Origin of the sequence: Sulfurovum sp. XGS-02 (genome assembly GCF_023213175.1) — a bacterium.
Classification (GTDB): Bacteria; Campylobacterota; Campylobacteria; order Campylobacterales; family Sulfurovaceae; genus Sulfurovum.
In genome coordinates, this window is record NZ_CP093312.1 from 83031 (window position 1) to 108295 (window position 25265).

Genomic DNA, 25265 nt, shown 5'->3' on the forward strand with positions numbered 1-25265 from the left:
ATAACCAAGGACTTCGATAGGTGTGTGCAATATTTGGAATTATCGGAACCTATGAGGAGGAAGCCGCCAAAGAGGCTTTTCAATCATTGACTCATCGGGGGATAGATGCACAGTATACTTCAGCGAATGGCCACTGTTTTCTTGGTGTACATCGGCTTGCTGTGACCGATGTAACGAAATCACCCACTAAAATCATGAACCGTACTGGGATACAGATACTTTTTAACGGTGAAATTTATAATTATGAAATATTGGCGGAAGAACTTCAGCTGAATAAACCAAGTGAGGCCGATGTCCTCTATGAAGCATACAGGGTATGGGGAGATGATTTTGTCATACACCTTCGGGGAATGTTCGCCATCGCTATCATTGAAGATGTTCAGGTCAAGTTATTCCGCGACCCTTTTGGAAAGAAACCGATCTATTACAGTTTAGATGCCCAAAGATTTATATTTGCCAGCGAAATGAAAGCCATCCATTCGCTCATCCCGCTTACGTTTAATAGACAGATATTGACACAGTACTTCTCTTTTCAAACACCGCTTTCTCCTCAGACCTTTGATAGGCATATCTATCAAGTGGATGCAGGGGAGATGGTAACCTTTACTTTAGAGGGAAAGAGGGTAACAAGGAAAAAGTATTATTCCCCGCTCAGAAATACACAAGTCATAGAGAACGAAGAGTGTGCAGTAGAAGCGTTGGAAAAAGTACTTCTGGAGTCCGTATCGCTGCGCTTACCCAAAGAGGTCAAGTTCGCCTGTTTGCTTTCCGGAGGTGTGGATTCTTCTCTCATCTCTGCCATGGCTTCTTTGGAGCAAAGGATAGATACCTTCAGTATAGGGTATGAAGGGTATGAGAAGTATGATGAACGTCCTTTTGCCAGAGTGGTAGCAGAGCATATAGACTCCAACCATCATGAAGTATGCTTTAGTAAAGCAGATTTTTTGCAAACGATTGAGGAGGTGGTCTCTTCTTTGGATGAACCTTTGGCGGACCCTGCCATGTTGCCGCTTTACCATTTGATGAAAACAGTTCATCAAGAGGGATTTAAGGTGGTGTTGACGGGGGATGGAAGTGATGAACTTTTTATGGGCTACAGGACCTATAAGGAGTTTTATGATCTTGAACAGGCCAAGGGCTTGGAGTTCAAAGGGTGGCTGCAGCACTATTTCAAATCGCATTTTTCTATGCATAAAGAGTGGGAGTGGTACAAACGTGTCTTTGAAGAGAGTTTACTGTTTCGCTCCACAGCAGAAATCTTTACCGATCTTCAGCAAAATAGACTTCTGCGTATGAATGTAAAAGATAACCACTCTGTCAAAGCACTTGAACCCTACAGGGAAGAGTTTGAAAAAAGCGGGCGCACCTCGCCTATAGAGTGGTATAGTTTTGTAGATCTCAAAGTGATGCTGGGGAATGTCTTTTTACGCAAACTTGACCGCATGAGCATGGCACACAGTGTCGAGGCAAGAAGTCCATTCTTGGACAAAGAAGTGGTCGCTACAGCATTCTCCTGCAGGCCTGAGATTCGTATGATGAAACCCTCCAAGGCACTGGTGAAACATGTCGCGAGAAAGTATCTTCCCAAAGAGATCGTGGATCGCAAGAAAAAAGGGTTTAACTATCCCTACATAGAATGGCTACAGGAGAGTGGGGAGTTGGAGGTCATTAGGCGGATACAAGCAAAAATGAACCTTTTTAATGAAAGTGAACTTGGAATGTATTTGGAAAAAGGGAAACAAGGGATGTTCAAGCAACATCTTTTCTCACTCTATATGTTATGTAAATGGTTGGAAAAAGTATATGGTAGATCCTAGGTAACGATTCACATTACCCAGGGCTTTGCAGTTAACTGTTTTTAAGGATTCTTGGAAGGGTGATACCTGTTTGGCTTTGGTATTTGCCTGCTCTGTCGCTATAGGTCGTTTCACATTGCTCATCTCCCTGCAGGAAGAGTACCTGTGCGATACCTTCATTGGCATAGATCTTCGCAGGCAGCGGTGTCGTGTTGGATATCTCTATCGTGATATGCCCTTCAAAGCCAGGCTCGAACGGTGTCACATTGACGATGATACCGCAGCGTGCATAGGTACTTTTTCCTAGACAGATCGCTAAGGTATCACTTGGCATTTTAAAGTACTCTACGGTTCTTGCAAGGGCAAAAGAGTTAGGAGGCACGATACAGACATCCCCTTTGAAATCCACCACATTGTTTTCATTGAAATCTTTTGGATCCACCACTTCTGCGTTGATGTTCGTAAAGATCTTGAATTCATCCGTGACACGAATGTCATACCCATATGAGCTTAGCCCGTAACTGACAACTCCTTCTCCTACCAACCCCTCACAAAAAGGTGTGATCATTGCTTCGTTCAGTGATTTTTCGCGTATCCATTTATCGGATTTTAGTCCCATATTCTTCCTTCCTTTTAAATAATATCTTATCTGAGTATTTGTATATCAGCGTTTGTTTTGATCTTTTCAAAATAATCTTTGAGCGCTTTGCTTTGCTGCTGTTGTCTCCATTTTGCAGCAACGGTACCCTGGGCTGCTTCAAAAGACATATTTACCTTGCCCTTTTTGGAAAGTACTTTATAGCTTATATATCGGTCTCCCGCATTAAAAGGGCGTGTAAACGAACCATCCTGTGTTTGCAAGATACTTCCAAGCAAAGCAGAGTTGAGGTCCTCGGTTTGTTTTGTAACAGAACGGCTTTTTACACCTTTTGGATTTTTGGTTTGAAGAAATTGCTTTATGACCTTTTCAGAGGGTGCAGAGTATTCGACCAGCTTGACAGTGGCAGGAATGGTAAATTCATCTTGGTGGTTTCTGTAAAAAAGCTTGAGTTCATCTTCACTTGGCGCGGGGATGGAGCTGACCACATTCTCCTGAAAGAACTTCTCTTTTTTCATCGCCTCTTTGACACTTGCCCGATATTGGTTCCATGTGGTACCCTGCTCTTTGAGGATCTTTTGCATTTTAGGAACAGTAAGATTATTCTGTGCCGCGATCGCAGATATCTTTTCATCGATATCCGCTTCAGCGATCTGCACATCTTTCATGGCTGATTTTTGCAGTCGGTCCTGGATAAGAAGATCTGTGGCTTGCTTCTTTGAAACCTGCATCTGCTGTTGTACGGCACGTATCTCTGCAGTAGTGATAGGTTCCCCCTCAACGATAATGGCAATGGCATCCACCATTTTTGCCTGCGAGAGTGTTAGTAAAGTGATCAGTCCAAATAGAATAAGTTTTTTCATATAGTTTCGTTTCCCTAATAAGTTGGAAAATTATAGCATAATCGGGTAAATGTTTAGGATATAATACTTTTTCATAGCAAATTGACACATCAATGTGAATATCATCAGCTTCACAGAGACATTCCAAAAAGCTGTATATTTTATATAGATGTATGATTAATTCTGTTTAGATATAATTTTTATATTAAAAAATTAGATTTATATATGGAGAGGGTAATGAGTAAAAAGAATTTTGCACTGATCGGTGCTGCAGGATATATTGCCCCAAGGCATATGAAGGCTATTAAAGAGACAGGAAATGATCTTGTCGCAGCCCTTGATCCTTATGATGGCATAGGAATCATGGATAGTCATTTCCCTCAGGCAGACTTCTTTACTGAATTTGAACGTTTTGACAGATTCGTAGATAAATGGAGAAGAAATACAGGTAAAAAAATTGATTATGTTTCAATCTGTTCTCCGAACTATCTACATGATTCTCATATACGATTTGCCCTAAAAAGTGGTGCCGATGCCATTTGTGAAAAACCTCTTGTTCTCAATCCTTGGAATATCGATCAATTAAAAATTATCGAAGAAGAAACAGGTCATAAAGTCTATAACATTCTGCAACTCAGACTTCACCCTTCTATCATTGCACTAAAAGAGAAAGTGCAAAAAGAGTTGGCAGAAAATCCTGATAAAATCTATGATATTGACTTGACCTATTTGACTTCAAGGGGTAAATGGTATTTTATTTCATGGAAAGGAAATGAAGCAAAGTCAGGAGGGATCGCATCCAATATCGGTGTACACTTTTATGATATGCTCTGCTGGATATTCGGTGATGTAGAAGAGAATATTGTACACCTTAAAGCACCAGATACCAATGCCGGCTTCTTCAAACTCAAAAATGCCAATGTAAGATGGTTCCTATCAGTCAATTATGACTATATCCCTGAAGAGGTAAAAGCAGAGGGACAGAGAACCTATAGAAGTATCACTGTAGATGGAGAAGAGATAGAGTTCTCTGGGGGTTTTACAGACCTGCATACAAGATCATATGAAGAGATACTCAAAGGAAACGGATTTGGATTGGATGAGGCATATGGTTCTATCAGCACCGTATCTACTATACGAAATCTTGCCCCTGTCGGACTTCAAGGTGACTATCATCCTTTCTGTAAAAAGGTGATCGGTGAATAATTTCTTTGTGCATGAGAGCAGTTATGTGGATGACCATGTAAGTATTGGGGGTAATACCCGTATTTGGCACTTCTCTCATATTCTTTCAAACACAACTATAGGAATGGATTGCTCTTTTGGACAAAATTGTGTGGTGGGCCCTAAAGTAAATATCGGCAATGGCGTGAAAGTACAGAATAATGTCTCCATCTATGAAGGGGTTGAAGTAGAGGACGATGTTTTTCTTGGGCCTTCTATGGTTTTTACTAATGTCATAAACCCAAGAGCATTCATACAAAGAAAAGAAGAATTTAAAAAGACCCTACTTAAAAAAGGATGTTCCATAGGCGCAAACGTAACAATCGTATGCGGTATCACGATAGGGGAATATGCTCTTATTGGTTCTGGTGCAGTTGTTAACAGAGATGTCAAACCCTATGCCCTGATGGTAGGAGTTCCCGCTCAACAGATAGGATGGGTAGGTATTTCGGGTAATACATTGCAGTTTCATAATAATACTGCAGAAGATGAATTCGCACAGTATGAAATAATCGAAGAAAATTTACAAGTGAGTAAAAAGTGAATATAGATTTCGCGAAACTGCAATACCAATACCAACTCTATAAAATAGAGATAGATGAAGCAATACATGCTGTTCTGGATAAATCAAACTATATTATGGGTGAGGAGACAACCCAACTTGAATCATCTCTGCAAGAGTTTACTGGAGCGAAACATGCCATTACCTGTTCTTCAGGAACTGATGCATTATTGCTTGCCATGATGGCACTTGATATTCAACCAGGTGATGAGATCATCACAACACCCTTTACCTTCATCGCTACCGCAGAAACTATTGCTTTTTTGAAAGCAAAACCGGTCTTTGTGGATATAGATGTGAGAACCTATAATATCGATCCTTCAAAGATAGAAGAGAAGATCACAGACAAGACAAAAGCAATCATTCCTGTTTCACTCTATGGACAGCCTGCAGATATGGATACGATCCAAGCTATAGCGGACAGACACAACTTAAAAGTGATCATTGATGGAGCACAGAGCTTTGGAAGTACCTACAAAGGAAAAACAGACAGTAATTTGGGAGATGTATCAACTACTTCTTTTTTCCCAGCAAAGCCGTTGGGATGCTTTGGTGATGGGGGTGCAGTGTTTACCAATGATGATGCATTGGCAGCAAAGATGAAGTCACTTAGAGTACATGGTCAGTCTAAAAGGTACCATCATCAGTATATCGGTATGGGAGGGAGAATGGACACGATACAGGCAGCAGTATTGAATGTGAAGCTCAAGCATTATGAAAAAGATCTTGCTCTACGTCAGGAAGTTGCAGAGAAATATTCTAAAGCTTTAGAAGGGAAGGGTATTGTTTTACCTTTTATAGAAAAAGACGTAACTTCAGCGTGGGCTCAATACTCTGTCCGTGTACAAAATCGTGATGCAGTGCAAAGTAAACTCAAAGGTGAGGGCATTCCCACAGCGGTACATTATCCTATGCCTTTACATTTACAAGAATGTTTTAAGTATTTGGGATATCAAAAAGAAGATTTTCCTGTAGCTGAGCAGGTTTCAAATGAGATCATGAGCTTGCCTATGAATCCCTATTTAACTGATGAAGAAATTGGATATATATCTAGTAGCTTATGATCAAAAAACTAAAACCTAAATCGGAATTTTCTCGTAATGTAGTTATATTGATGACAGGTACTACCATTGCACAGGCAATTCCCATAGCTATTAGCCCCATTTTAACAAGGATATATACACCAGAGGATTTTGGTGTATTTGCTCTTTTTGTAGCAGTCGCTTCAATATTTGGAAGTGTTGCAAATGGTAGGTATGAATTAGCCATAATGCTTCCAAGAAAAGATGAAGATGCTATAAATATATTTGCTTTAGGGTTTATCATCACTTCTTTTATCTCTCTGTTCCTTTTATTTTTAGTAATTTTATTTAATGATTATTTCACTGCTTTGTTTAATAATGATGAAATAGGTCTTTGGTTATATTTTGTACCTATTTCAGTATTGTTGACTGGCCTTTTCAATATCTTAAACTATTTTAACAATAGAATAAAAAACTATAAAGATATAGCAAATGCAACTATCTTGAAATCTATAGTTCTGGCTATTACTCAATTAAGTATAGGTTTCATAAAGCAAGGAGTAAGTGGACTTGTAAGTGGGCAGTTGTTTTCGCAACTTGTAGCAAACACGAAACTTCTTACAAATATCATAAAAGACAAAGTACTTGTCTCTAAAATATCAAAAGTGAAGATTTTAGCTTTAGCAAAACGATATAAAAATTTTCCAAAATACTCCATGTGGGCTGCTTTAGCCAATACACTTTCACAACATCTTACCAATATCCTTATATCTACTTTTTATAGTATATCTACACTTGGTTTTTACTCTTTAGTGCAAAGAGTACTTGGCATGCCGGCGGCTCTTATAGGAGGTTCCATTGGTCAAGTATTTTTCCAACAAGCTACAAAAGAGAAACAACAAACTGGACGTGCGATTAAAACTTTTAATAAAACAGTAAAAAAGCTAATCATGATAGGATTGCCATCTTTTGGCATACTATTTTTCATAGTAGAAGACCTGTTTGCATTTGTATTTGGTGAGGAGTGGAGAATAGCGGGAGAATATGCCCAGATAGTGATCCCTTTATTTTTTATTAGGTTTGTAGTTAGCACCGTTAGTCAGTTAAATAGTATATTTGAAAAAAATTTAAATGGTTTGTATATACAGGTGATTTTATTAACTACTGTAATAGGATTGTTTTTAATAGTAGACTTATACAGTATAGACTTTGAGGTCTTTTTAAAATTAATGACATTATTTTTATTTGTAGAGTTTATCGCATTATATGTCTATTTATTTAATTTATCAAAAGGAAACATATGATTAAAAAAAGTTTAAAGAAAATCATGAATAAATTAGGTTATGAAATTGTAAAAAAGTACGATAGCGGTCATTTCAATGATGCCTTCACTCATAATGCCCTAGAAAATGTCGATGAGAAAAATAAAAATTTTACCCACTTCATAAAAAATATTAAACAAGATTCTATATTCATTGAAAGTATTTTTAAAAAAGTTGATCAAATATACAATAATAATATGAAATTTATTGATGTTGGTTGTGGTTCAGGTGTTTTAGTTGATAAATTAAAAACTAAATATAAAAATGGTGATATAAAAGGATGCGACTTTTCGAATACAAAAATTTCTAATTGTTGTGAATATTATAAAAAAGATATTTTTTTTGTGCATGACATCAGTAAGAAATTAGAGGAAAAATATGATTTTATTGTTTGCACAGAAGTATTAGAACACTTAAAAAATCCTAATAATGCGATTGAAAACTTATGTGATGCATTAAAAAGTAATGGTAAGCTATTGATTACTGTTCCAGATGGAAGAAGAGATACTTTTGCAGGGCACATTCACTTTTGGAGTAAAGAAAGTTTCAAGCTTTTTATAGAGTCTTGTATAGGTTCTGACTTTAGTACTAATTTTAGTATGTATTGTCAAAAAAATGTTGTTTTAATTACAAAAAAAGAGGAAAAATGAAAATTTTAATAATAGGTCTAACCTCATCAGGGTTAGGAGGGATGGAGTACCATAATTTAGGTAATTATATAATTATGGAACCTTTAATAGATGAATTACAAAAAACATTTACAGAGTGTCAAATCAGAACATCTATCCAAATGTCAGATGAATATTGTCAAAAATGGAATATAGTTTCTTTAAAAGAAAAGAGATTTTATACCTATGGCTTATATACAGGAGTAAAAACATTTATTGATATATTTAAGATAGGTTTTTGGAAGTTATTCGCTTTATCTGGGTTGAAATTAAACTTTTTATTAAATAGTAGTTCATTGCTAAGTGAAATAAATAATGCTGATCTGGTAATAGATTTTAGTGGTGATATATATGGGGATAATGCATTTTGGACTAAATTTTTAGAATCAAATGCAGAATTAATTTTTGCAAGAATGTTAAATAAAAAAATAGCGATGCTTATTGGTTCACCTGGACCATTTAAAAGTACTTGGAGGCAAATTTTAGCAAAAAGTAATTTAATGAATATAGATTTACTTACAAATAGAGAAGCAAAAAGCACCGAGTTCTTAGAGTATATAGGCATTAAAGGAAATCATATATACTCAACTGCTTGTCCATCTGTTTTGTTTCAAAAAGAACCTGAAGAGCTAATGAGTGAAATTTATCAAAAAGAAGGTTTAGATAAAGATAGAAATCGGCCATTAGTTGGTTTAATATTATGTGGATGGAATATGCCAGTGGCTCCATTTAACAAATGGCCGAGGGAAGATTGGGAGTATCAAAGTTTTATAGAGTTAATTGATTATTTAATTAGTGAAAAAAATGTTGATGTATGTGTTATGTCGCATCAAAATGGTACAGATAAAGATGGAAATTTTATTAAGCAAAATGATCACAAAATTATTGGAAGATTACTGGCACTAATAGGAAATAAATATACTCAAGATAGATTATTTAGCCTTAAAGGTCTTTATACCGCAGCAGAGAGCAAGGCTATTATTGGAAAATTTGATATTTTGGTGAGCGGAAGAGTACATGGTGCAGTTCAGGGCTTGTCACAATGTATCCCAACAGCTATTATAGATTATGGACATGAGCCAAGAGCACATAAGTTAAAAGGATTTGCAGAAATTTATGATGTATCGGAAAACGTGATGGATCCACTTAATATTGAACAGATGAAATTAGTCATTAGTCAAACTATTGACAACAAAGAGCAATATGCACAAAAACTCCAAAAGAGAGTACCTCAAGTGCAAGAATTAGCATTAAAAAACTTTGTATTATTAAAAGAGCTGTCTGAAAAGTGAATTTTCTAAAAAAGGTATTCAAGTTTTTTAGAAATGCTTATTATGTTAATGAAACAATGAGAAAAATATAATTTCAAAAAGGGATTTAAAAGGTGGGGTTTAGAGAGAAAAAAAATAAATACAGCGATTGTGCCCAAAATGAAATTCATGAAAAAAGTGAACTAAGGGTTATGATTGTAACAATGGGACTATCAAGGATAGTAAACCCAATAGTTAATCAATCTAATGTTATTGGTATCATTGAATCTACTCCAAGGAATAATACTTCTAAAAAACATAGGATTTTATACAAAGCATTAAAACTATTCAGTTCACTAGTAAAATCAAAAGCAAAAACATTAAGAAGTTATGCCAAATTAATGGACATCCCATATTATTATATGAATAATGGAAGCGACAAAAATCTTGAAAATTGGGTAAAAGAGCAAAACCCTGACGTCATACTTGTATATTCCATGAGTCAATTGCTTAAAGGAAATATTTTTTCTATTCCCAAGTATGGAACCATAAATTTACATCCATCTCTTTTACCAAAGTATAGAGGTCCAAATCCTTGGTTTTGGAGCTACTATAATAAAGATTCCAAAGGAGGAGTTACTGTCCATTATATAGATAAAGGAGAAGATACAGGGGATATTATATATCAAGAATCTTATAATATTCCACTTGGTATGAAATCACCTTTAATGCATGATTTAGCTATTGGAAAAATAGGTGTAGATTTGTTATTAAAATCACTAGAAAATGTAAATGATTTACCAAGAAAAGCTCAGCCAGAAGAATCTCCAACACAAAGAGCAGGGAATATAAAAGAATATGAACACAAAAATATTATTGATTGGCAAAATTGGGAGATAGAAAGGATATGGCACATTCTTAGAGGAACAGAGCTTTGGCTAAATGCTTTAGAGCAACCTCAAGGAGTGTATAAGGGGCAACGATGGATTATAGAAAATTTTCAAAAATGTCAAATGGATAGTTATCAAGTATCAAAAGTTTATAATGAAAATGGAAAATATTTTGTTGCTTGTAAAGACGGTAAAATATTTTTAGCAGTTAATTTTAATATTAAGAACTTTATTTTAAATTTAGTAAGGTAAATGATGACCAAAAAACAAAAATACAGAGAATTTTGTAAAAAAGAAAAGAATATCCCTATTTTTAGTAAAGATTGGTGGCTTGATAGTGTTTGCGGAAAAGATAATTGGGATATTGTACTAGTAGAAAAAGGTGGTCAGATAATTGCTAGTTTGCCTTACTATAAAACTAAAAAAGCTTTTTTTGAAATAATTAGTATGCCAAAACTTACACAAAATATGGGAGTGTATTTAAAGTATCCAGAAAATCAAAAATATGAAAAAAGATTGTCTTTTGAAAAAGAAGTAGTAACTGAATTGATAGATCAGATTCCAATAGTTGATAGCTTTTCTCAAAATTTTCATTATAATTTTAATAATTGGTTGCCACTTTATTGGAAAGACTTTAAACAAACAACAAGATATACATATGTGATAGTTGATCTACTCAAAAAAAGTGAAGATGATATTTTAAAAGATTTTCATTCAAGTTATCGAAATAAAATAAAAAAAGCACAAAAAGCTGTTGTAGTCAAAAAGGGTCTTTCGATTGAAAGTTTTTATGAAATCAATATGAAAACTTTTGAAAGACAAAATATAGACAATCCATATAGTTTAGAGTTTATTAAAGGTCATGATGAAAGACTACATCAAAACAAGGCTAGGGAGATATTTTACGCAGAAGATGAAAGCGGGAATATACATTCTGCTTTGTATTTGACCTGGGATAAAAACTCTTCATATGTACATATGGTAGGAGAAGACCCTCAACTTAGAAAAAGTGCTGCTGGGATATTGCTTGTTTTGGAAACTATTAGATACACAAAAGATGTTTTAAAATTAGATAATTATGATTTTGAAGGAAGCATGTTAGAAAACATTGAACATGTTAGGAGAAGTTTTGGAGCAATTCAAAAGCCTTATTTTAATATTTCAAAAACAAATTCAAAAGTATTAAAAATAAGACAAGTAATTAAAGAGATTATGAAGTGATCAAAATAGCAATACCAAATAATAATATAAAAGAGAGAAAATATATATTAAATGCCATATTTAATGAATTTTTAGGAGTATCTTATGAGATAGTAATTAGTAAATCTGAATTGATGGTTAGTTGTTGGAATATTGAGCTTGAAAATGGTAGTAAATTAACTTTTGAAGATCATTTCTTCAGTAATTACCCGCATAACTTGGAATACTTAAAGTTTGAGAACATTCCTTCAACCATAGAATTTGCAAAAAATAAATTTATTGTTGATGTTGATATACCAATAATCTATGGCAATGCAAACTTAAATATTAGAAATTCAGAATTATCTTGTGGTATCGATATATTTGCTTCTAGCTTTTTTATGCTTACACGATGGGAAGAGTATGTAAATAAAAATAGAGATGTTCACGACAGGTTTCCAGCTAATGAGAGCTTGGCATTTAAAAATGGCTTTTTAGATAGACCTGTAGTTAATGAGTATCTAGAGATGCTTAAAAATATGTTATTTTCGTTGGATACAAATTTAAAATTCAAAATATATAATTATAAATTGTTACTTACTCATGATGTCGATAGTATATTAAAGTATCCAAATTTTACAAGTGGAATAAAAGAAATTACAGGCGATTTTATTAAAAGAAGAAATATTCAGTTAGCAATAGATAATTTAGTATTAAAAATAAAAACGACTTTGAAAATTAAAAAAGATCCATTTGATACTTTTGATTATCTTATGGATATAAGTGAAAAAATTGGGGGAAAATCATACTTCTTTTTTATGGGGAATGGAGTTACAAAATTTGATAACATGTACAAAAGTGATGATGGTTTTGTACAAAGTTTAGTTAAAAAAATAAAACAGAGAGGACATCATATCGGGATACACCCCACATATAGCGCATATAATGACTTTGAACAGTTTAAAAAAGAAAAACAAGAGCTACAAAAAAAACTTGATACAGAAATTACTTTTGGTAGAGAACATTATCTAAGATTTGAAGTACCAACAACCTGGCAAATATGGGAAGATAATGGTATGGAGTGGGATAGCACACTTTCATATCCAGATAAAGAAGGTTTTAGATGTGGAGTTTGTTATGCGTATAGTGTCTTTAATGTTTTAACTCGAAAACAATTAAACCTCAAGGAAAGACCATTGATTGTAATGGATGGAAGTTTTAGCACATACCAACCAAATATAAAACCATCTGATATGGAAAACAAGATAACATACTTAATGCAAAAAGTTAAAAAATATAACGGTGAATTTGTTTTCTTATGGCATAACAGCAGTTTTAATATACCTCAATGGAAGAAGTATCAGTCTATATATGAAAGAGTTTTAAAATGAAAATACTCTATTTATCTGATACTGATCTTGATGGAACATCAGGGGTAGCTCAAAAAATTTTAATGCAAAGCAATCAATGGTCAAAGCAGGGGCATCATGTATCATTGGTCTCATTAGAATCTCTTTCTTTTTTCTCTTTTCAGGGAGAGAGGCTTACGGAACCAAAAATAGATATAAAAAGAAGAGGGTGGAAGATATTTGTTCATCTTCTTTTAAGCACTTGGCGATTAAAAAAGATATTGAAAACGGTTGACTATGATATTGTTTATATGCGTTATCGGCTCTATTCTCCTTTTTTAAAAAGAGCCCTGGGGTATCATCCTCAAATCGTAGAGATCAATACAGATGACATCAATGAGTATAAGTTTTCTTCCAAGTTACTCTACTTTTATAATAAATTTTTCCGTCATCTTTTTTTACAGTTTGTAGATGGACTTGTGTGTGTAAGCCATGAGTTACAGCAGAAATTTGAGTATCTTTCTAAACCATCTATTGTCATTGGAAATGGTATTAATACAGATATGTATGCCTTTGAACAATCAACAGGCAGCAAAAGACCCTCATTGGTATTCATCGGTTCACCCAGCCAACAATGGCATGGTGTAGATAAAATCATTTTCCTGGCTGAAAAGCTCATAGAGTTTGATTTTCATATCATTGGTATGGATGGAGAGAATAGAGATAATCTTTTTTTTCACGGGTATCTTTCTAATGATAAAGCAAAGGACTTGGTTAAAGATCAAGATATAGGCATAGGCACGCTTTCTTTGTATGAAAATAAAATGACTGAAGCCAGTCCACTAAAAACAAGACAATACTTTGCTCATGGACTTCCTGTCATCTATGCGTATGAGGATACGGATATCAAAGGAAAGAAGCCATTTATTTTGAAACTCCCAAATACAAAAACAAATATAGAAGAGAATATTGAGGAGATCAGAGACTTTGTATTATTGGTTTATCATGATAATAAAGTGAGACAACTAGCAAGAGAATTTGCTGAGAAAAAGTTGGATGTATCAGTAAAAGAGAATCAAAAAATTGAGTTTTTTGATATGATATTGCAAAGTGAGTCTTGTTGAGAAGTATGAAGAAAAATCTTATTTTGTTTACGGTGTCATATCCATATGGAAATAAAGAGCAATTTTTAGAAACTGAAATTTTATATTTAAGTAAATATTTTAAAAAAGTTACTGTTATCCCGGTATTTATTGGGGGACACAAGAGGGAAGTTCCAGAGAATATCATAGTTGATACAGGGTTTGCATATAGAAATAGTAATATAAAGTTTGCTTTTTCCAGTTTGGTGACAATATATACCTATAACGAGATACTCTCTAATCTCAGTATAATTTTTTCAATAAAAAAGTTACAAAGATTGATTTCTTTTACCGGTAGAGGAGTGGCACTTTTTAAATATTTGAAATCCAATTATAGTGTGGAAAATATTTTTTACTCATATTGGTTTAATGGTGCTGTTTTTGCTTCTTTTTTGTATGATCAGAAAATTACAAAAATTGACTATGTAACTCGAGTGCATGGCAGTGATCTTTATCTTGATCAAAACAATGGGTATCTACCTCTGAGACCTACTGTACTGGAGAATATAAAAAAAATTTTTCCTATCTCTCAAGATGGATACAATTATTTAATGCAACATTATCGGCTAAGTAAACAACAAATATCACTCTCCAGACTGGGAACAAGTGACAGAGGTATCACTACTCAGATGTCTTATGATCCAAAGTCTTTTTATATTGTAAGTTGTTCTCATATTAGTCAAGTAAAGCGATTGGACTTGATCATTAAATCTTTAGCAAGTGTGGCACAAAAAAATCCGACTATAACTTTTTACTGGACACATATAGGTACAGGAGAGAAGTATCATAAGATAAAGGATTTAGCAGAAAAAATGCTTCCCAAAAATGTTGCAACAAAATTCCTTGGAAATTTAAATAACAAAGATGTTTTTAATTTCTATAAAAATCATTTTGTGGATATATTTATCAATACAAGTATATCTGAAGGGATACCCGTTACCTTTATGGAAGCAATGAGCTGTTCTATCCCTGTTCTGGCACTAGATGTCGGAGGTGTGTCAGAAATAGTGAACAATGATAATGGAATTTTGTTAGATAAAAAAGCAAGTTACGATACAATTGCTGAGGCACTACATCGGGTAGTGAATGATAAATCTTTACTTGCAGTTAAAAAGAACCATGCAAGAGAATGTTGGAATCAGAATTATAATGCTGAACATAATTATCGGGTTTTTGCTGAGACATTATCTGTTTTATAGGAGAAAATTATTAAAGTAGTAACCATATTAGGGGCGAGACCTCAATTTATTAAAGCTGGAAGTGTAAGTAGAGAAATAGCAAACCATAGCGACATAAAAGAGATTATAGTCCATACAGGTCAACACTATGATGCTAATATGTCTGATATTTTTTTTGATGAGATGAAGATACCAAAACCTGATTATAATCTTGACATAAATGGGCTTGGTCATGGTGCGATGACTGGTCAAATGCTGGAGAAGATTGAGGAGGTACTGATCAAAGAAAAACCTGACTGGGTATTAGTATATGGAGATACCAACTCTACATTGGCTGGGGCTTTAGCTGCATCTAAATTACATATAAAAATAGCCCATATAGAAGCAGGATTGAGATCCTTCAATATGAAAATGCCTGAAGAGGTAAATAGAATACTTACCGACAGAGTAAGCAACATACTCTTTTGTCCTACAGATACAGCTGTAGAGAATCTGAAAAATGAAGGCTATGAAAATTTTGACTGTAAAATAGTAAAATCCGGGGATGTGATGCAAGACGGAGCAAGATTTTATAAAAACCTTGCTGTAAAACCAAATATTGAAATTAAAGATGACTTTGTGCTTTGTACTATTCATAGAGCTGAAAATACAGATGATAAAAATAGACTAAAAGATATATTTGAAGCATTGGATGAAATTGCTAAAAAGAAACAAGTTATTCTGCCTCTACATCCAAGAACAAAAAAAATACTGGAAAATTTAAAATTAAACATTAAGAACTTGACAATTATTGACCCAGTAGGATATTTGGAGATGGTATGGCTTATAGATAATTGTTCACTTGTGATGACTGATAGTGGAGGGTTGCAGAAAGAGGCTTACTTCTTTGCGAAGCCATGTATAACTTTAAGAGATGAAACAGAGTGGGTCGAGCTTGTAGAAAATAGGTTTAATATACTTGCCGGAGCCAATAAACATAAAATACTCGATCTGTATAAAAATTTTGAATTTTCTGATGATTTTGGTTTAGATTTATATGGCAACGGGAATGCCAGTCATCATATTCTTCACGCATTGCTAAAGAGGTAAGTCTAAGATGTATGTAGTCGAACAGTTTTACAGAAAGATACTGAAAAAAGACCCACCATATTATGCTAAATACTCTTTGATCACCATAATATGGAAACCCTTACGAAAATATATCAATGTTGTGATTATCCCCAATACCCCTTTTTCTAATCTTCGGGTGATATTGTACCGAATGCTGGGATTTAAGATCGGCAATAATGTCTTTATTGGGATGAAGTGCTATATGGATGATATGGACCCTGAAAAGACAATTATAGAAGATGATGTTGTCATTTCATATGGATGTTATTTTGCTTGCCACGGTAAAGGACAGGGGCATACAAGTATAGTGATTGAAAAAGGTGCCTATCTTGGAATGCGATGCAATGTAATTTCTGGTAAAAATGGTATAGTTATCGGTAAAAATAGTATTGTCGGAGCAGGATCCTTAGTGAATAAAAGTATCACTGAAAATACTTCTGTAGCCGGGATACCAGCAAAAATGATTGTGAATGAAAAATAAACATATAACGATTATAAATCAGTATATTGGTTCACCCTATCACGGGATGGAGTATAGACATTATTATTTGGCAAAAAATCTAATAGAATATGGGTACAAAGTTACTCTTATTAGTGGATCATATTCACACTTATTTTCTTCGCCTCCGGAGATGACACAAAGTTTTACTAGAGAGATGATTGATGGTATAGAATATATTTGGGTTAAGGTCCCAAAGTATATTTCATCCAAATCTATAGGGCGCATATGGAATATGCTCTACTTTACATGGAAATTGCATTTCTTAAAAGATGTTGTACCTTCTCATATTATTGTTTCTTCACCCTCTCTTTTTCCTGTAAAAGTTGGCGCTAAATTTGCCAAAAAGTTTCATACAAAATTTTTATTTGAAGTTCGGGATATTTGGCCACAGACACTTGTGGAACTTTCAAGCTTGTCTTCTTCTCATCCTCTCATAAAATTTATGGAACATTATGAAAGGTTTGCTTACAAGAAAGCTGATAAGGTCATTTCACTACTTCCTATGGCGAAAGAGCATTTTGAAAAACAAGGTATGCAAAAAGATAAATTTGTATATTTGCCAAATGGTATTGACACAGAAGAGATAAAAAGTGTTTTTTTGCCTCAATCTATTATAGAAAAAATTCCAAGAGATAAGTTTATTGTTGCCTATAGTGGAACAGTTGGTATTGCTAATAATTTAGAATATTTAGTTGATGCCGCCAATGCTCTAAGAGACAATAAGGATATCCATTTTATTATATTGGGACAAGGAGGAGAGAAACAAAGACTGCAGGATCTGGTAAATCATTTAGGTTTAGAGAATATAACTTTTTTAGATCCAATAAAGAAAGAAGCAGTTGCTAGTTTTTTAAAGCAGATAGATGTCGCATTTATATCATTACTGCCTGAAAACCTTTTTAGGTTTGGGGTCTCTCCTAATAAGGTTTTTGAGTATATGTATGCAAAAAAACCAATACTTTGGGCAATTGAAGCGGGGAATAATTTAGTAAAAGAAGCCGAGTGTGGTGTAAGTGTTCCCTTGAATGATGTGATTGCATTAAAAGAGTCCATCTTGAGACTAAAAGAATTTGGGGAGGATACTCTCAATGAATTAGGACAAAATGGATATAATTTTGTTAACATACATCACAGCTATAAAATGTTGGCAGAGAAATTAATCAATGTAATAGAGGAATACTAATGTTCAAAGAGAAAGAATTGGGCTATAAAGAACTGGGATTACTTATTTTAGTTGCATATGCATTTAGTTTTATGGTAAGAATGATATGGGTATGGCAGTTTCAGGATAATCCAAACTTTTTTTGGAATGACCAGTTAATGATCAATACAAATGATGGGTACTTCTTTGCTTCGGCAGTTGAGTACTTAGTGAATGGGGCACATGGAGATAACCCCAGGGTACATATTGCAATAGATAGTTATCCCGGAATGGTATATACAACATATCTTTTAACTAAATATACACCATTCTCAATAGAAACAGTGATACTTTATCTTCCTGCCGTCATATCAAGTTTTGTTGTTATTCCTTTGGTGCTGACAGGGAAGCTTATCAAATTACCATGGGTTGGTTTCTTCTCAGCACTTTTAGGCTCTATTGTATGGAGTTATTATAATCGTACGATGATAGGATATTACGACACGGATATGTTCTCCGTATTGTTGCAATTTACTGTTTTATATTTTTTCTTATTGACTATTTATGTCAAGGAGGATAAAAATGTATTATGGTTAGCTTTTACATTGTTGATTTACCCATACTTTTATCCCCAAGGATTAAGTCTTATTTATGCTATTTTCATATTGTGGACACTTTATCAGCTTGTTTTTCAAAGAGAGGAAAGAAATAGTTATTTATTTATTGTAGTAGCCTCTATAGCACTTTGGGCTGTTCCTATATGGGTGAAAGTTGTTTTGATTATTTTGGCTTTTGCATTTTTAGAACAGATAAAAAGTAAAATAGATAATAAAAAGTTTTTTTACCTCACTTTACTTGCATTACTTGTATTTTTTTTCTTTGGCAATGTATTTTCCTTGATATGGGGGAAAGTAAGTATTTATTTAAATCGTGGCGTTGAAGAGAGTGGATTACATTTTTATCAAGTGATACAAACGGTAAGAGAAGCCGGGAGTATTTCTTGGGAAACAGTATCAAATAGAATTATTGGGCATCCTATTTTATTGGTATTGGGTATTTTTGGTTATATCTCTCTAGTTATAAAACATAAACCGTACATATTGGCTTTACCACTTATTGGTGTAGGTGTTTTTGCCCATTGGGCGGGATTAAGATTTACTGTTTACGCCGTACCCGTTGCAGCATTTTCCGTTATATATCTTTTTTATATCGTGTCTCAATATATTGAGAACAAAAAAATAGCTTATGGTGTATTCATAGTATCATCGATATTGGCATTGCAGCCAAATATTAAACATATTATAGGGTATAAGGTTCCTACGGTTTTGAATACTCAGGAGGTAAAAGATTTAGATGATCTCAATCAGATAGCAAATTCTAAAGATTACACGCTAAGTTGGTGGGACTATGGATATCCTATTTGGTATTATTCAGATACAATAACATTAATTGATGGTGCAAAGCATCATAATGATAATTTTATTATTTCTAAAATTATGCAAACATCTTCTCCCGAATTGGCTGCTAATTTGAGCCGTTTAGCTGTAGAGACATATGTGGATTCTAATTACTCTACTATTACGAATATACTGTTTAAGAATAAACAAAAAGACCAACTTGATCCAAATCTTCTTTTGTCGGAACTAGAAGATTCAAACTATACCCTTCCCAAAAAAACAAGAGACATCTATCTCTATCTTCCTTATCGAATGCTAAATATTTTTCCTACTGTGGCAGTCTTTGGGAATTTGGATTTAACTACCGGACAGGAAGAGAGAAAAATAGCATTTTATCCAACACAAGCAGCCAGTAACAAAAATGGGATGGTTACTTTTAGTAATGGCATTGTGTTTGATACAGCAAAAGGTTTGATCAGATTAGGGCAACAAGAAAAAGCTGTAAAACATTTTATAGTGACACAAAATACCAAAGAAGGGAAAGTACAACTACAATCACAGCTTTATCATGCTGATGGGGACTATACTATTGTCTATATGCGAAGTTATGGGCGGTTTGTTGTGATGGACAGTGAGACATTTAATTCTACGTATGTACAGATGTTTATGCTTGAAAAATATGATAAAAACCTTTTTGAGTTGGTTGTTTCATCGCCTTATAGCAAAATTTATAAACTTAAAAAATAAATGTTAAGCAGAACAGATAAATGCCAAAAACGGGTTTTTGATATTATTTTAGCTATAGTTGGTATTTGTTTGACATGGTGGATTATGGTACCCGCCTGGATCATTGCTTCGATAGAGACAAAAAGGAATGGGCTTTTTATGCAGGAACGTATAGGTAAAAACGGAAAACCTTTTTTAGTCTTTAAAATCAGAACAATGAGAACGATAGAAGGGATAGAAAGTACAGTCACAACAAGTACAGATACAAGGATCACAAAATGTGGTGCCTTTTTCCGAAAAACAAAAATCGATGAACTCCCACAGCTCTTTAATGTTCTTCTTGGCGAGATGAGCTTTGTAGGTGCACGGCCGGATGTTCCCGGTTTTGCAGACCAACTAGAAGGTGAAGATAGGGTGATCTTGGAATTAGCACCAGGTATAACGGGCCCATCTTCTTTGAAATATAAAGATGAGGAAGAGTTGCTGGCTAAACAACAAGACCCGGAAAGTTATAATAGAGAAGTAATTTGGCCCGATAAAGTGGCGATAAATAAAATGTATTTGGAAAATTGGTCTCTTAAAAAAGATATAGAGTATATTGTAAAAACAATTATAGGATAAATGATGGATAGGCTTTTTCTCTCTCCTCCACATATGAGCGGCAAAGAACAGCAGTATATTGCTGAGGTCTTTGAAAGTAACTACATCGCTCCGCTTGGTGCTTTTGTAAATCGTTTTGAAGAGAGCATTAAAACATATACGGGCAGTTTAAATGCACTGGCCCTCTCTTCCGCTACGGCGGGACTGCATTTGACACTACGGGTCTTAGGGGTAAGTGAAGGAGACTATGTTTTGGCTTCAAGCTTTACATTTATCGGTTCTGTGAATGCTATTTTGTATCAAAATGCGAATCCCATATTCGTGGATAGCGATGAGAGCTGGAATATCTCACCGAAACTTTTAAAAGAAGCCATTTTAAAAGCACCTAAAAAACCTAAAGCACTTATTGTGACTCATCTTTATGGACAAGTGTGTAAACTTGATGAAATTATAGCCATCTGCAAAGAGGAGGGTATATTTCTTATCGAAGATGCGGCAGAATCTTTAGGTGCTTCATATCATGGAAGACAAAGTGGAACCTTCGGGGATATGGGAGTCTATTCCTTCAATGGTAATAAAATCCTTACTACTTCTGGGGGAGGAATGCTTGTAAGTGATAATCAGGAGTGGGTGGACAAAGCCAGGTTCTTATCAACACAGGCTAAAGAGGATTATCTGCATTATGAGCATAAAGAGGTTGGTTATAACTATCGTATGTCAAATGTACTGGCTGCTATTGGTGTGGCACAGATGGAAGTGCTGGATGAACATGTGAATAGAAGAAGAGAAATATTCGATATTTATCAAAACATACTTGGGGCATATGAAGAGATACAATTCATGCCAGAGATTGAAGGCAGCAGAGGAAACCGATGGTTAAGTACTTTGACATTCAACAGAACAGATCCGATAAAGGTTATCAATCTGTTGGAAGGGGCTAATATAGAAAGCCGACCACTATGGAAACCTATGCACATGCAACCACTTTTTAATGCTACGATGGTTATAGAAAATGGTACATCTCAAACACTTTTTGAAAAAGGAATCTGTTTGCCAAGCGGGAGTAGTATGAGTGATGAAGATGTGATTAGGGTTTGTGATATAGTCAAAGAGGCAATAAAATGAAAGATTTTTTGCGTCCAACCTCTTTAAAAAGAATAGGCTTTTTTCTCATTGCGGACTTTATTCTTTCAGGTCTTACTCTTTATCTCGCTTATTTATTACGGTTCAACTTTCAGATACCAGAAGAATTTCTAGACTCTTTTTTACTGACCTATGGTGTGATTACAGGAGCAAAGGTTTTTTCACTTTTTATTTTTAAAAGCTATTTTATCATTTGGCGTTTTTTTAGTTTTTATGATGCAAAAAATATTCTTATGGCACATATCCTGTCCTATATGTTCTTCATCATCATTTATGTACTTTTTAAAGAATATTTTTCTCCATTTCCACGTAGTGTTATTGTGATCGATTTCTTTCTATCTCTTATTTTTATAGGCGGATTGAGGGGAGTTAAACGTTTCATTAGTGAAGGGCGTAGACAGTATTCAATGAAACCAACCCTTATTATCGGTGCGAACAGTAAGACAAATACGATTATTCAGAGTGCACTCAAAGAAGAGATAGATTATTATCCTGCTGCTATTATTTCTACAAAAGAAGATGAAAGAATGGCAGATGCCTATATTAATAATGTTAAAGTTTTTGATATGGCTGCTCTAGAGAAAGTCATAGAGAAAAAGAAGGTTTTGGCAGCTATTCTAACTGAAAAATTAGCACAAAATGAACTTAAACAGTTAGTTGAACAGTTAAATAAAGCTGGGATAACGGAGATTAAACAAGTTAAGATTTTAGGCTCAGAATACGAAAAACTTGAAAATCTTTCCATTGAAGACCTCCTCGCACGACACCCAAAGGATCTTGATTTGGGTATGATATCCTCTTTTGTAAAAGGTAAATCGATTCTAATTACCGGTGCAGGGGGGAGTATAGGTTCTGAGATAGCCAGACAGTGTCAGAAATTTGAGGCTTCATCACTTACCTTAGTCGATAATAGTGAATATAATCTCTATCAGATAGGAGAACAGATAACAAATGCCCAACTAAAACTGCTAAGTGTTACGGATAAAGAGAGTTTAGAGGCTGTTTTTAAAGAAGCCATGCCTCAGATAGTGATTCACGCGGCAGCCTACAAGCATGTTCCGATTTGTGAAGAGAATCAGGAGATGGCTGTGGTTAACAATGTGCTGGGAAGTAAAAATGTCATAGATACAAGTATAGATAATGGTGTGGAGAAGGTTGTGGTCATTTCAACAGATAAAGCGGTACGGCCAACCAATGTCATGGGGGCGACCAAGCGGGTGACGGAGCTCTATGCCAATAATGTGGATGCCAAGGGAACGGAAATAGTTGCAGTACGCTTTGGGAATGTGCTTGGCTCCAGTGGTTCTGTCATCCCTAAGTTTAAGCAGCAGATAGAAGAGGGCGGTCCTGTAACGGTCACACATCCTGAGATTACCCGTTATTTCATGCTTATTTCTGAAGCATGCCAGCTGGTACTACAAACGGCAGCCATAGCCAAAGGAGGGGAACTGTTTATTTTGGATATGGGAGAACCTGTCAAGATTGCAGACTTAGCACGTCAGATGATACGGCTCTATGGGAGAGAGGATGAGGTTGAAATTGCTTTTACCGGGTTACGGCCTGGAGAGAAGCTTTATGAAGAACTACTGTTGGATGAGAGTGAACAAAAAACAAAATACAGTTCTATTTTTATTTCAAAACCTACACCGTATGATATCTCAAAATTGAGTCAGGATATCGAACGATTGTTGGCAGCAAAAGATAAAGTAAAGGCACTGCAAGGGATTGTCCCAGAATATACAAGAAACAATCAGATATAATATTTTTAGTTATATATATCTATAACTAAAAATAAATTTATAAAAGGGCTAATAGATGATTAGAAAAATCATAGCAGGATTTTTAATTTTTGCTACATCGGTACTGTTTGGGATGAGTCTGGATGAACTTAACAAAGCATCCAAAGAAGAGCTGATGGAAGTGAAGGGTGTGGGAGCCAAGAAAGCAGAAGCGATCATAAAAGAGAGAAAAAAGGGTGATTTTACATCGTTTGATGACTTTCAAAGGGTCAAAGGCATAGGCGAGAAGGCTGCTTTAAATGTGAAGAACCATGTAGTGGCTTCTTCTGATATGAAAAAATCTGATAGCTCAAAAACCTAAGAAATATAAATCAACAGGAGGAAGCGTCAAGCTCGTCTCCTGACCTCCTCCTTTAAAAATATAATCCGCTTTAACCACATTTTCGCTACAATTCACTAATTTATTTCTAGACTTCATTTAAGGTATGATCATGACAGTTACACGTTTTGCACCTTCTCCTACAGGTTATCTCCACATCGGTGGACTTAGAACAGCACTATTTTCCTGGCTGACTGCACAGCACAACAAGGGCCAGTTTTTACTTCGTATAGAAGATACCGATATGGCACGTAATTCTGAAGAAGCGACAGAAGCGATACTCAAAGCATTTGAATGGGTAGGGATGAGTCATGACGGTGAAGTGGTCTATCAGTCAAAAAGATTTGATCTTTACAAAAAATATATTGATCAGCTTCTTGAAGAGGGGAAAGCCTATAAGTGCTATATGAGCAAAGAGGAACTTGACGCTTTGCGTGAAGCGCAGATGGCCAAAAAAGAGCGACCGCGTTATGACGGGCGTTACCGTGATTTTACCGGTACACCACCAGAAGGGGTTGAACCGGTGATCCGTATCAAAGCACCTCAAGAAGGGACTATAAGTTTTGTGGATGGGGTGAAAGGCGAAATGAATATTGCCGCATCTGAAGTAGATGATTTTGTCATTGCCAGAGCGGACGGAGCACCAACCTATAACTTTGTGGTTGCCATAGATGATGCATTGATGGGGTTGACAGATGTCATTCGTGGAGATGACCACCTCTATAATACACCTAAGCAGATCGTTGTCTATAATGCGCTTGGATTTCCTATTCCTAGGTTTAACCATGTTGCGATGATCAACAATGAACAGGGTAAAAAACTCTCTAAACGAGATGGTGCTACAGATGTCATGGAGTATAAAGCATTGGGGTATCTCCCTGAAGCACTGTTGAACTTTTTGGTACGTCTTGGCTGGAGCCATGGAGACCAGGAGATCTTTAGCATTAACGAGATGATCACACTGTTTGATCCTAAAAATATTAACAAGAGTGCATCCAACTATAATCTGGATAAACTGCTTTGGTTGAACGCGCACTACATTAAAAATACGCCAAACGATGAACTTGCGATTCTTCTTAAAGATTTCGGTGTGGATATTCATGGCCACGATAAGCTCGAATTGCTTCTTGATGCAACCAAAGAGAGAGGGAAAACACTGGTAGAGCTTGCAGAGCAGATCAACCTCATACTTACGACACCGGCTCAGTATGATGAAAAGGCTTCTAAAAAAGCATTTAAAGGTGAAGCCAAAGAGATTTTGAATGATTTTGCTTCGATGCTAAAGAGCTGGGATAAGACACTGCATCTTCCATGTGATTACCATGAAGTGATGGAAAAGCTCGTTGAGACAAAAGAGATAGGTTTTGGGAAGATCGGTATGCCGCTTCGTGTGAGTCTGCTTGGTTCCATGACAGGCTCCGGACTTGATGAGATCATGGCTATTTTAGGTGTGGATGAAACAATAGCACGTATAGAAAAAGCGATCGCAACGATAGCGTAGGGTGT

At 35.1% G+C, this 25265-nt stretch carries 23 protein-coding genes; 21 read left to right on the top strand and 2 right to left on the bottom strand.

What is annotated here, in order from left to right; all coding sequences use genetic code 11:
- Window positions 1-20: 20 nt before the first annotated feature.
- Window positions 21-1817 (top strand): asparagine synthase (glutamine-hydrolyzing), encoded by a 1797-nt coding sequence (gene asnB / locus MN086_RS00430; protein WP_248576101.1) that lies wholly within the window; start codon window positions 21-23, stop codon window positions 1815-1817.
- Window positions 1818-1848: 31 nt separating this feature from the next.
- On the opposite strand, the gene dcd is transcribed toward asnB, so the two are convergent.
- A complete protein-coding gene (gene dcd / locus MN086_RS00435) occupies window positions 1849-2415 on the bottom strand; it encodes a dCTP deaminase (protein WP_248576102.1) in 567 nt (188 codons plus the stop codon).
- Between the two features lie 26 nt (window positions 2416-2441).
- Entirely contained in the window at window positions 2442-3257 is an 816-nt protein-coding gene (locus tag MN086_RS00440) for a peptidylprolyl isomerase (RefSeq protein ID WP_248576103.1), read from the bottom strand.
- A 216-nt stretch (window positions 3258-3473) separates the two neighbouring features.
- Between MN086_RS00440 and MN086_RS00445 the strand changes: the two genes are divergently transcribed.
- The 20 genes from MN086_RS00445 to gltX all read left to right on the top strand — a co-directional run bounded on the left by MN086_RS00445 (window position 3474) and on the right by gltX (window position 25260).
- The gene (locus tag MN086_RS00445) at window positions 3474-4442 is read left to right on the top strand and encodes a Gfo/Idh/MocA family oxidoreductase (RefSeq protein ID WP_248576104.1); all 969 of its coding nucleotides are present in this window, start codon (window positions 3474-3476) and stop codon (window positions 4440-4442) included.
- Window positions 4435-5004 (top strand): acyltransferase, encoded by a 570-nt coding sequence (locus MN086_RS00450; protein WP_248576105.1) that lies wholly within the window; start codon window positions 4435-4437, stop codon window positions 5002-5004. The genes MN086_RS00445 and MN086_RS00450 overlap by 8 nt, the downstream gene beginning before the upstream one ends.
- The gene (locus MN086_RS00455; protein WP_305879780.1) at window positions 5001-6086 is read left to right on the top strand and encodes a DegT/DnrJ/EryC1/StrS aminotransferase family protein; all 1086 of its coding nucleotides are present in this window, start codon (window positions 5001-5003) and stop codon (window positions 6084-6086) included. The genes MN086_RS00450 and MN086_RS00455 overlap by 4 nt, the downstream gene beginning before the upstream one ends.
- Complete coding sequence (locus MN086_RS00460; protein ID WP_248576106.1) at window positions 6083-7348, top strand: lipopolysaccharide biosynthesis protein; 1266 nt, start codon at window positions 6083-6085, stop codon at window positions 7346-7348. The genes MN086_RS00455 and MN086_RS00460 overlap by 4 nt, the downstream gene beginning before the upstream one ends.
- Window positions 7345-8016, top strand: a complete 672-nt coding sequence (locus tag MN086_RS00465; protein ID WP_248576107.1) for a class I SAM-dependent methyltransferase — start codon at window positions 7345-7347, stop codon at window positions 8014-8016. The genes MN086_RS00460 and MN086_RS00465 overlap by 4 nt, the downstream gene beginning before the upstream one ends.
- The gene (locus MN086_RS00470; protein ID WP_248576108.1) at window positions 8013-9326 is read left to right on the top strand and encodes a polysaccharide pyruvyl transferase family protein; all 1314 of its coding nucleotides are present in this window, start codon (window positions 8013-8015) and stop codon (window positions 9324-9326) included. Before MN086_RS00465 ends, MN086_RS00470 begins: the two co-directional genes overlap by 4 nt.
- 92 nt (window positions 9327-9418) lie before the next feature.
- Window positions 9419-10426, top strand: a complete 1008-nt coding sequence (locus MN086_RS00475; RefSeq protein ID WP_248576109.1) for a methionyl-tRNA formyltransferase — start codon at window positions 9419-9421, stop codon at window positions 10424-10426.
- Window positions 10427-10429: 3 nt separating this feature from the next.
- Window positions 10430-11395, top strand: a complete 966-nt coding sequence (locus tag MN086_RS00480) for a GNAT family N-acetyltransferase (protein WP_248576110.1) — start codon at window positions 10430-10432, stop codon at window positions 11393-11395.
- Entirely contained in the window at window positions 11392-12744 is a 1353-nt protein-coding gene (locus MN086_RS00485; protein ID WP_248576111.1) for a polysaccharide deacetylase family protein, read from the top strand. Before MN086_RS00480 ends, MN086_RS00485 begins: the two co-directional genes overlap by 4 nt.
- Window positions 12741-13826, top strand: a complete 1086-nt coding sequence (locus MN086_RS00490) for a glycosyltransferase family 4 protein (protein WP_248576112.1) — start codon at window positions 12741-12743, stop codon at window positions 13824-13826. Before MN086_RS00485 ends, MN086_RS00490 begins: the two co-directional genes overlap by 4 nt.
- Window positions 13820-15043: a glycosyltransferase gene (locus MN086_RS00495; protein WP_248576113.1), complete on the top strand. Its 1224-nt coding sequence runs from the start codon at window positions 13820-13822 to the stop codon at window positions 15041-15043. Before MN086_RS00490 ends, MN086_RS00495 begins: the two co-directional genes overlap by 7 nt.
- Window positions 15044-15052: 9 nt before the next feature.
- Window positions 15053-16111: a non-hydrolyzing UDP-N-acetylglucosamine 2-epimerase gene (gene wecB, locus MN086_RS00500; RefSeq protein ID WP_256465873.1), complete on the top strand. Its 1059-nt coding sequence runs from the start codon at window positions 15053-15055 to the stop codon at window positions 16109-16111.
- A 7-nt stretch (window positions 16112-16118) separates the two neighbouring features.
- Window positions 16119-16613 (top strand): acyltransferase, encoded by a 495-nt coding sequence (locus MN086_RS00505; RefSeq protein ID WP_248576114.1) that lies wholly within the window; start codon window positions 16119-16121, stop codon window positions 16611-16613.
- Window positions 16603-17817, top strand: coding sequence for a glycosyltransferase family 4 protein (locus tag MN086_RS00510; protein ID WP_248576115.1), 1215 nt, complete (start codon window positions 16603-16605; stop codon window positions 17815-17817). The genes MN086_RS00505 and MN086_RS00510 overlap by 11 nt, the downstream gene beginning before the upstream one ends.
- Entirely contained in the window at window positions 17817-19919 is a 2103-nt protein-coding gene (locus MN086_RS00515) for an STT3 domain-containing protein (protein WP_248576116.1), read from the top strand. The genes MN086_RS00510 and MN086_RS00515 overlap by 1 nt, the downstream gene beginning before the upstream one ends.
- The gene (locus MN086_RS00520) at window positions 19920-20519 is read left to right on the top strand and encodes a sugar transferase (protein ID WP_256465857.1); all 600 of its coding nucleotides are present in this window, start codon (window positions 19920-19922) and stop codon (window positions 20517-20519) included.
- A complete protein-coding gene (gene pglE / locus MN086_RS00525; protein ID WP_248576118.1) occupies window positions 20520-21623 on the top strand; it encodes a UDP-N-acetylbacillosamine transaminase in 1104 nt (367 codons plus the stop codon).
- Window positions 21620-23401: a nucleoside-diphosphate sugar epimerase/dehydratase gene (locus MN086_RS00530; RefSeq protein WP_248576119.1), complete on the top strand. Its 1782-nt coding sequence runs from the start codon at window positions 21620-21622 to the stop codon at window positions 23399-23401. The genes pglE and MN086_RS00530 overlap by 4 nt, the downstream gene beginning before the upstream one ends.
- Window positions 23402-23456: 55 nt before the next feature.
- Window positions 23457-23741, top strand: a complete 285-nt coding sequence (locus MN086_RS00535; RefSeq protein WP_248576120.1) for a helix-hairpin-helix domain-containing protein — start codon at window positions 23457-23459, stop codon at window positions 23739-23741.
- A 130-nt stretch (window positions 23742-23871) separates the two neighbouring features.
- A complete protein-coding gene (gltX, locus tag MN086_RS00540; protein ID WP_248576121.1) occupies window positions 23872-25260 on the top strand; it encodes a glutamate--tRNA ligase in 1389 nt (462 codons plus the stop codon).
- Window positions 25261-25265 lie beyond the last annotated feature (5 nt).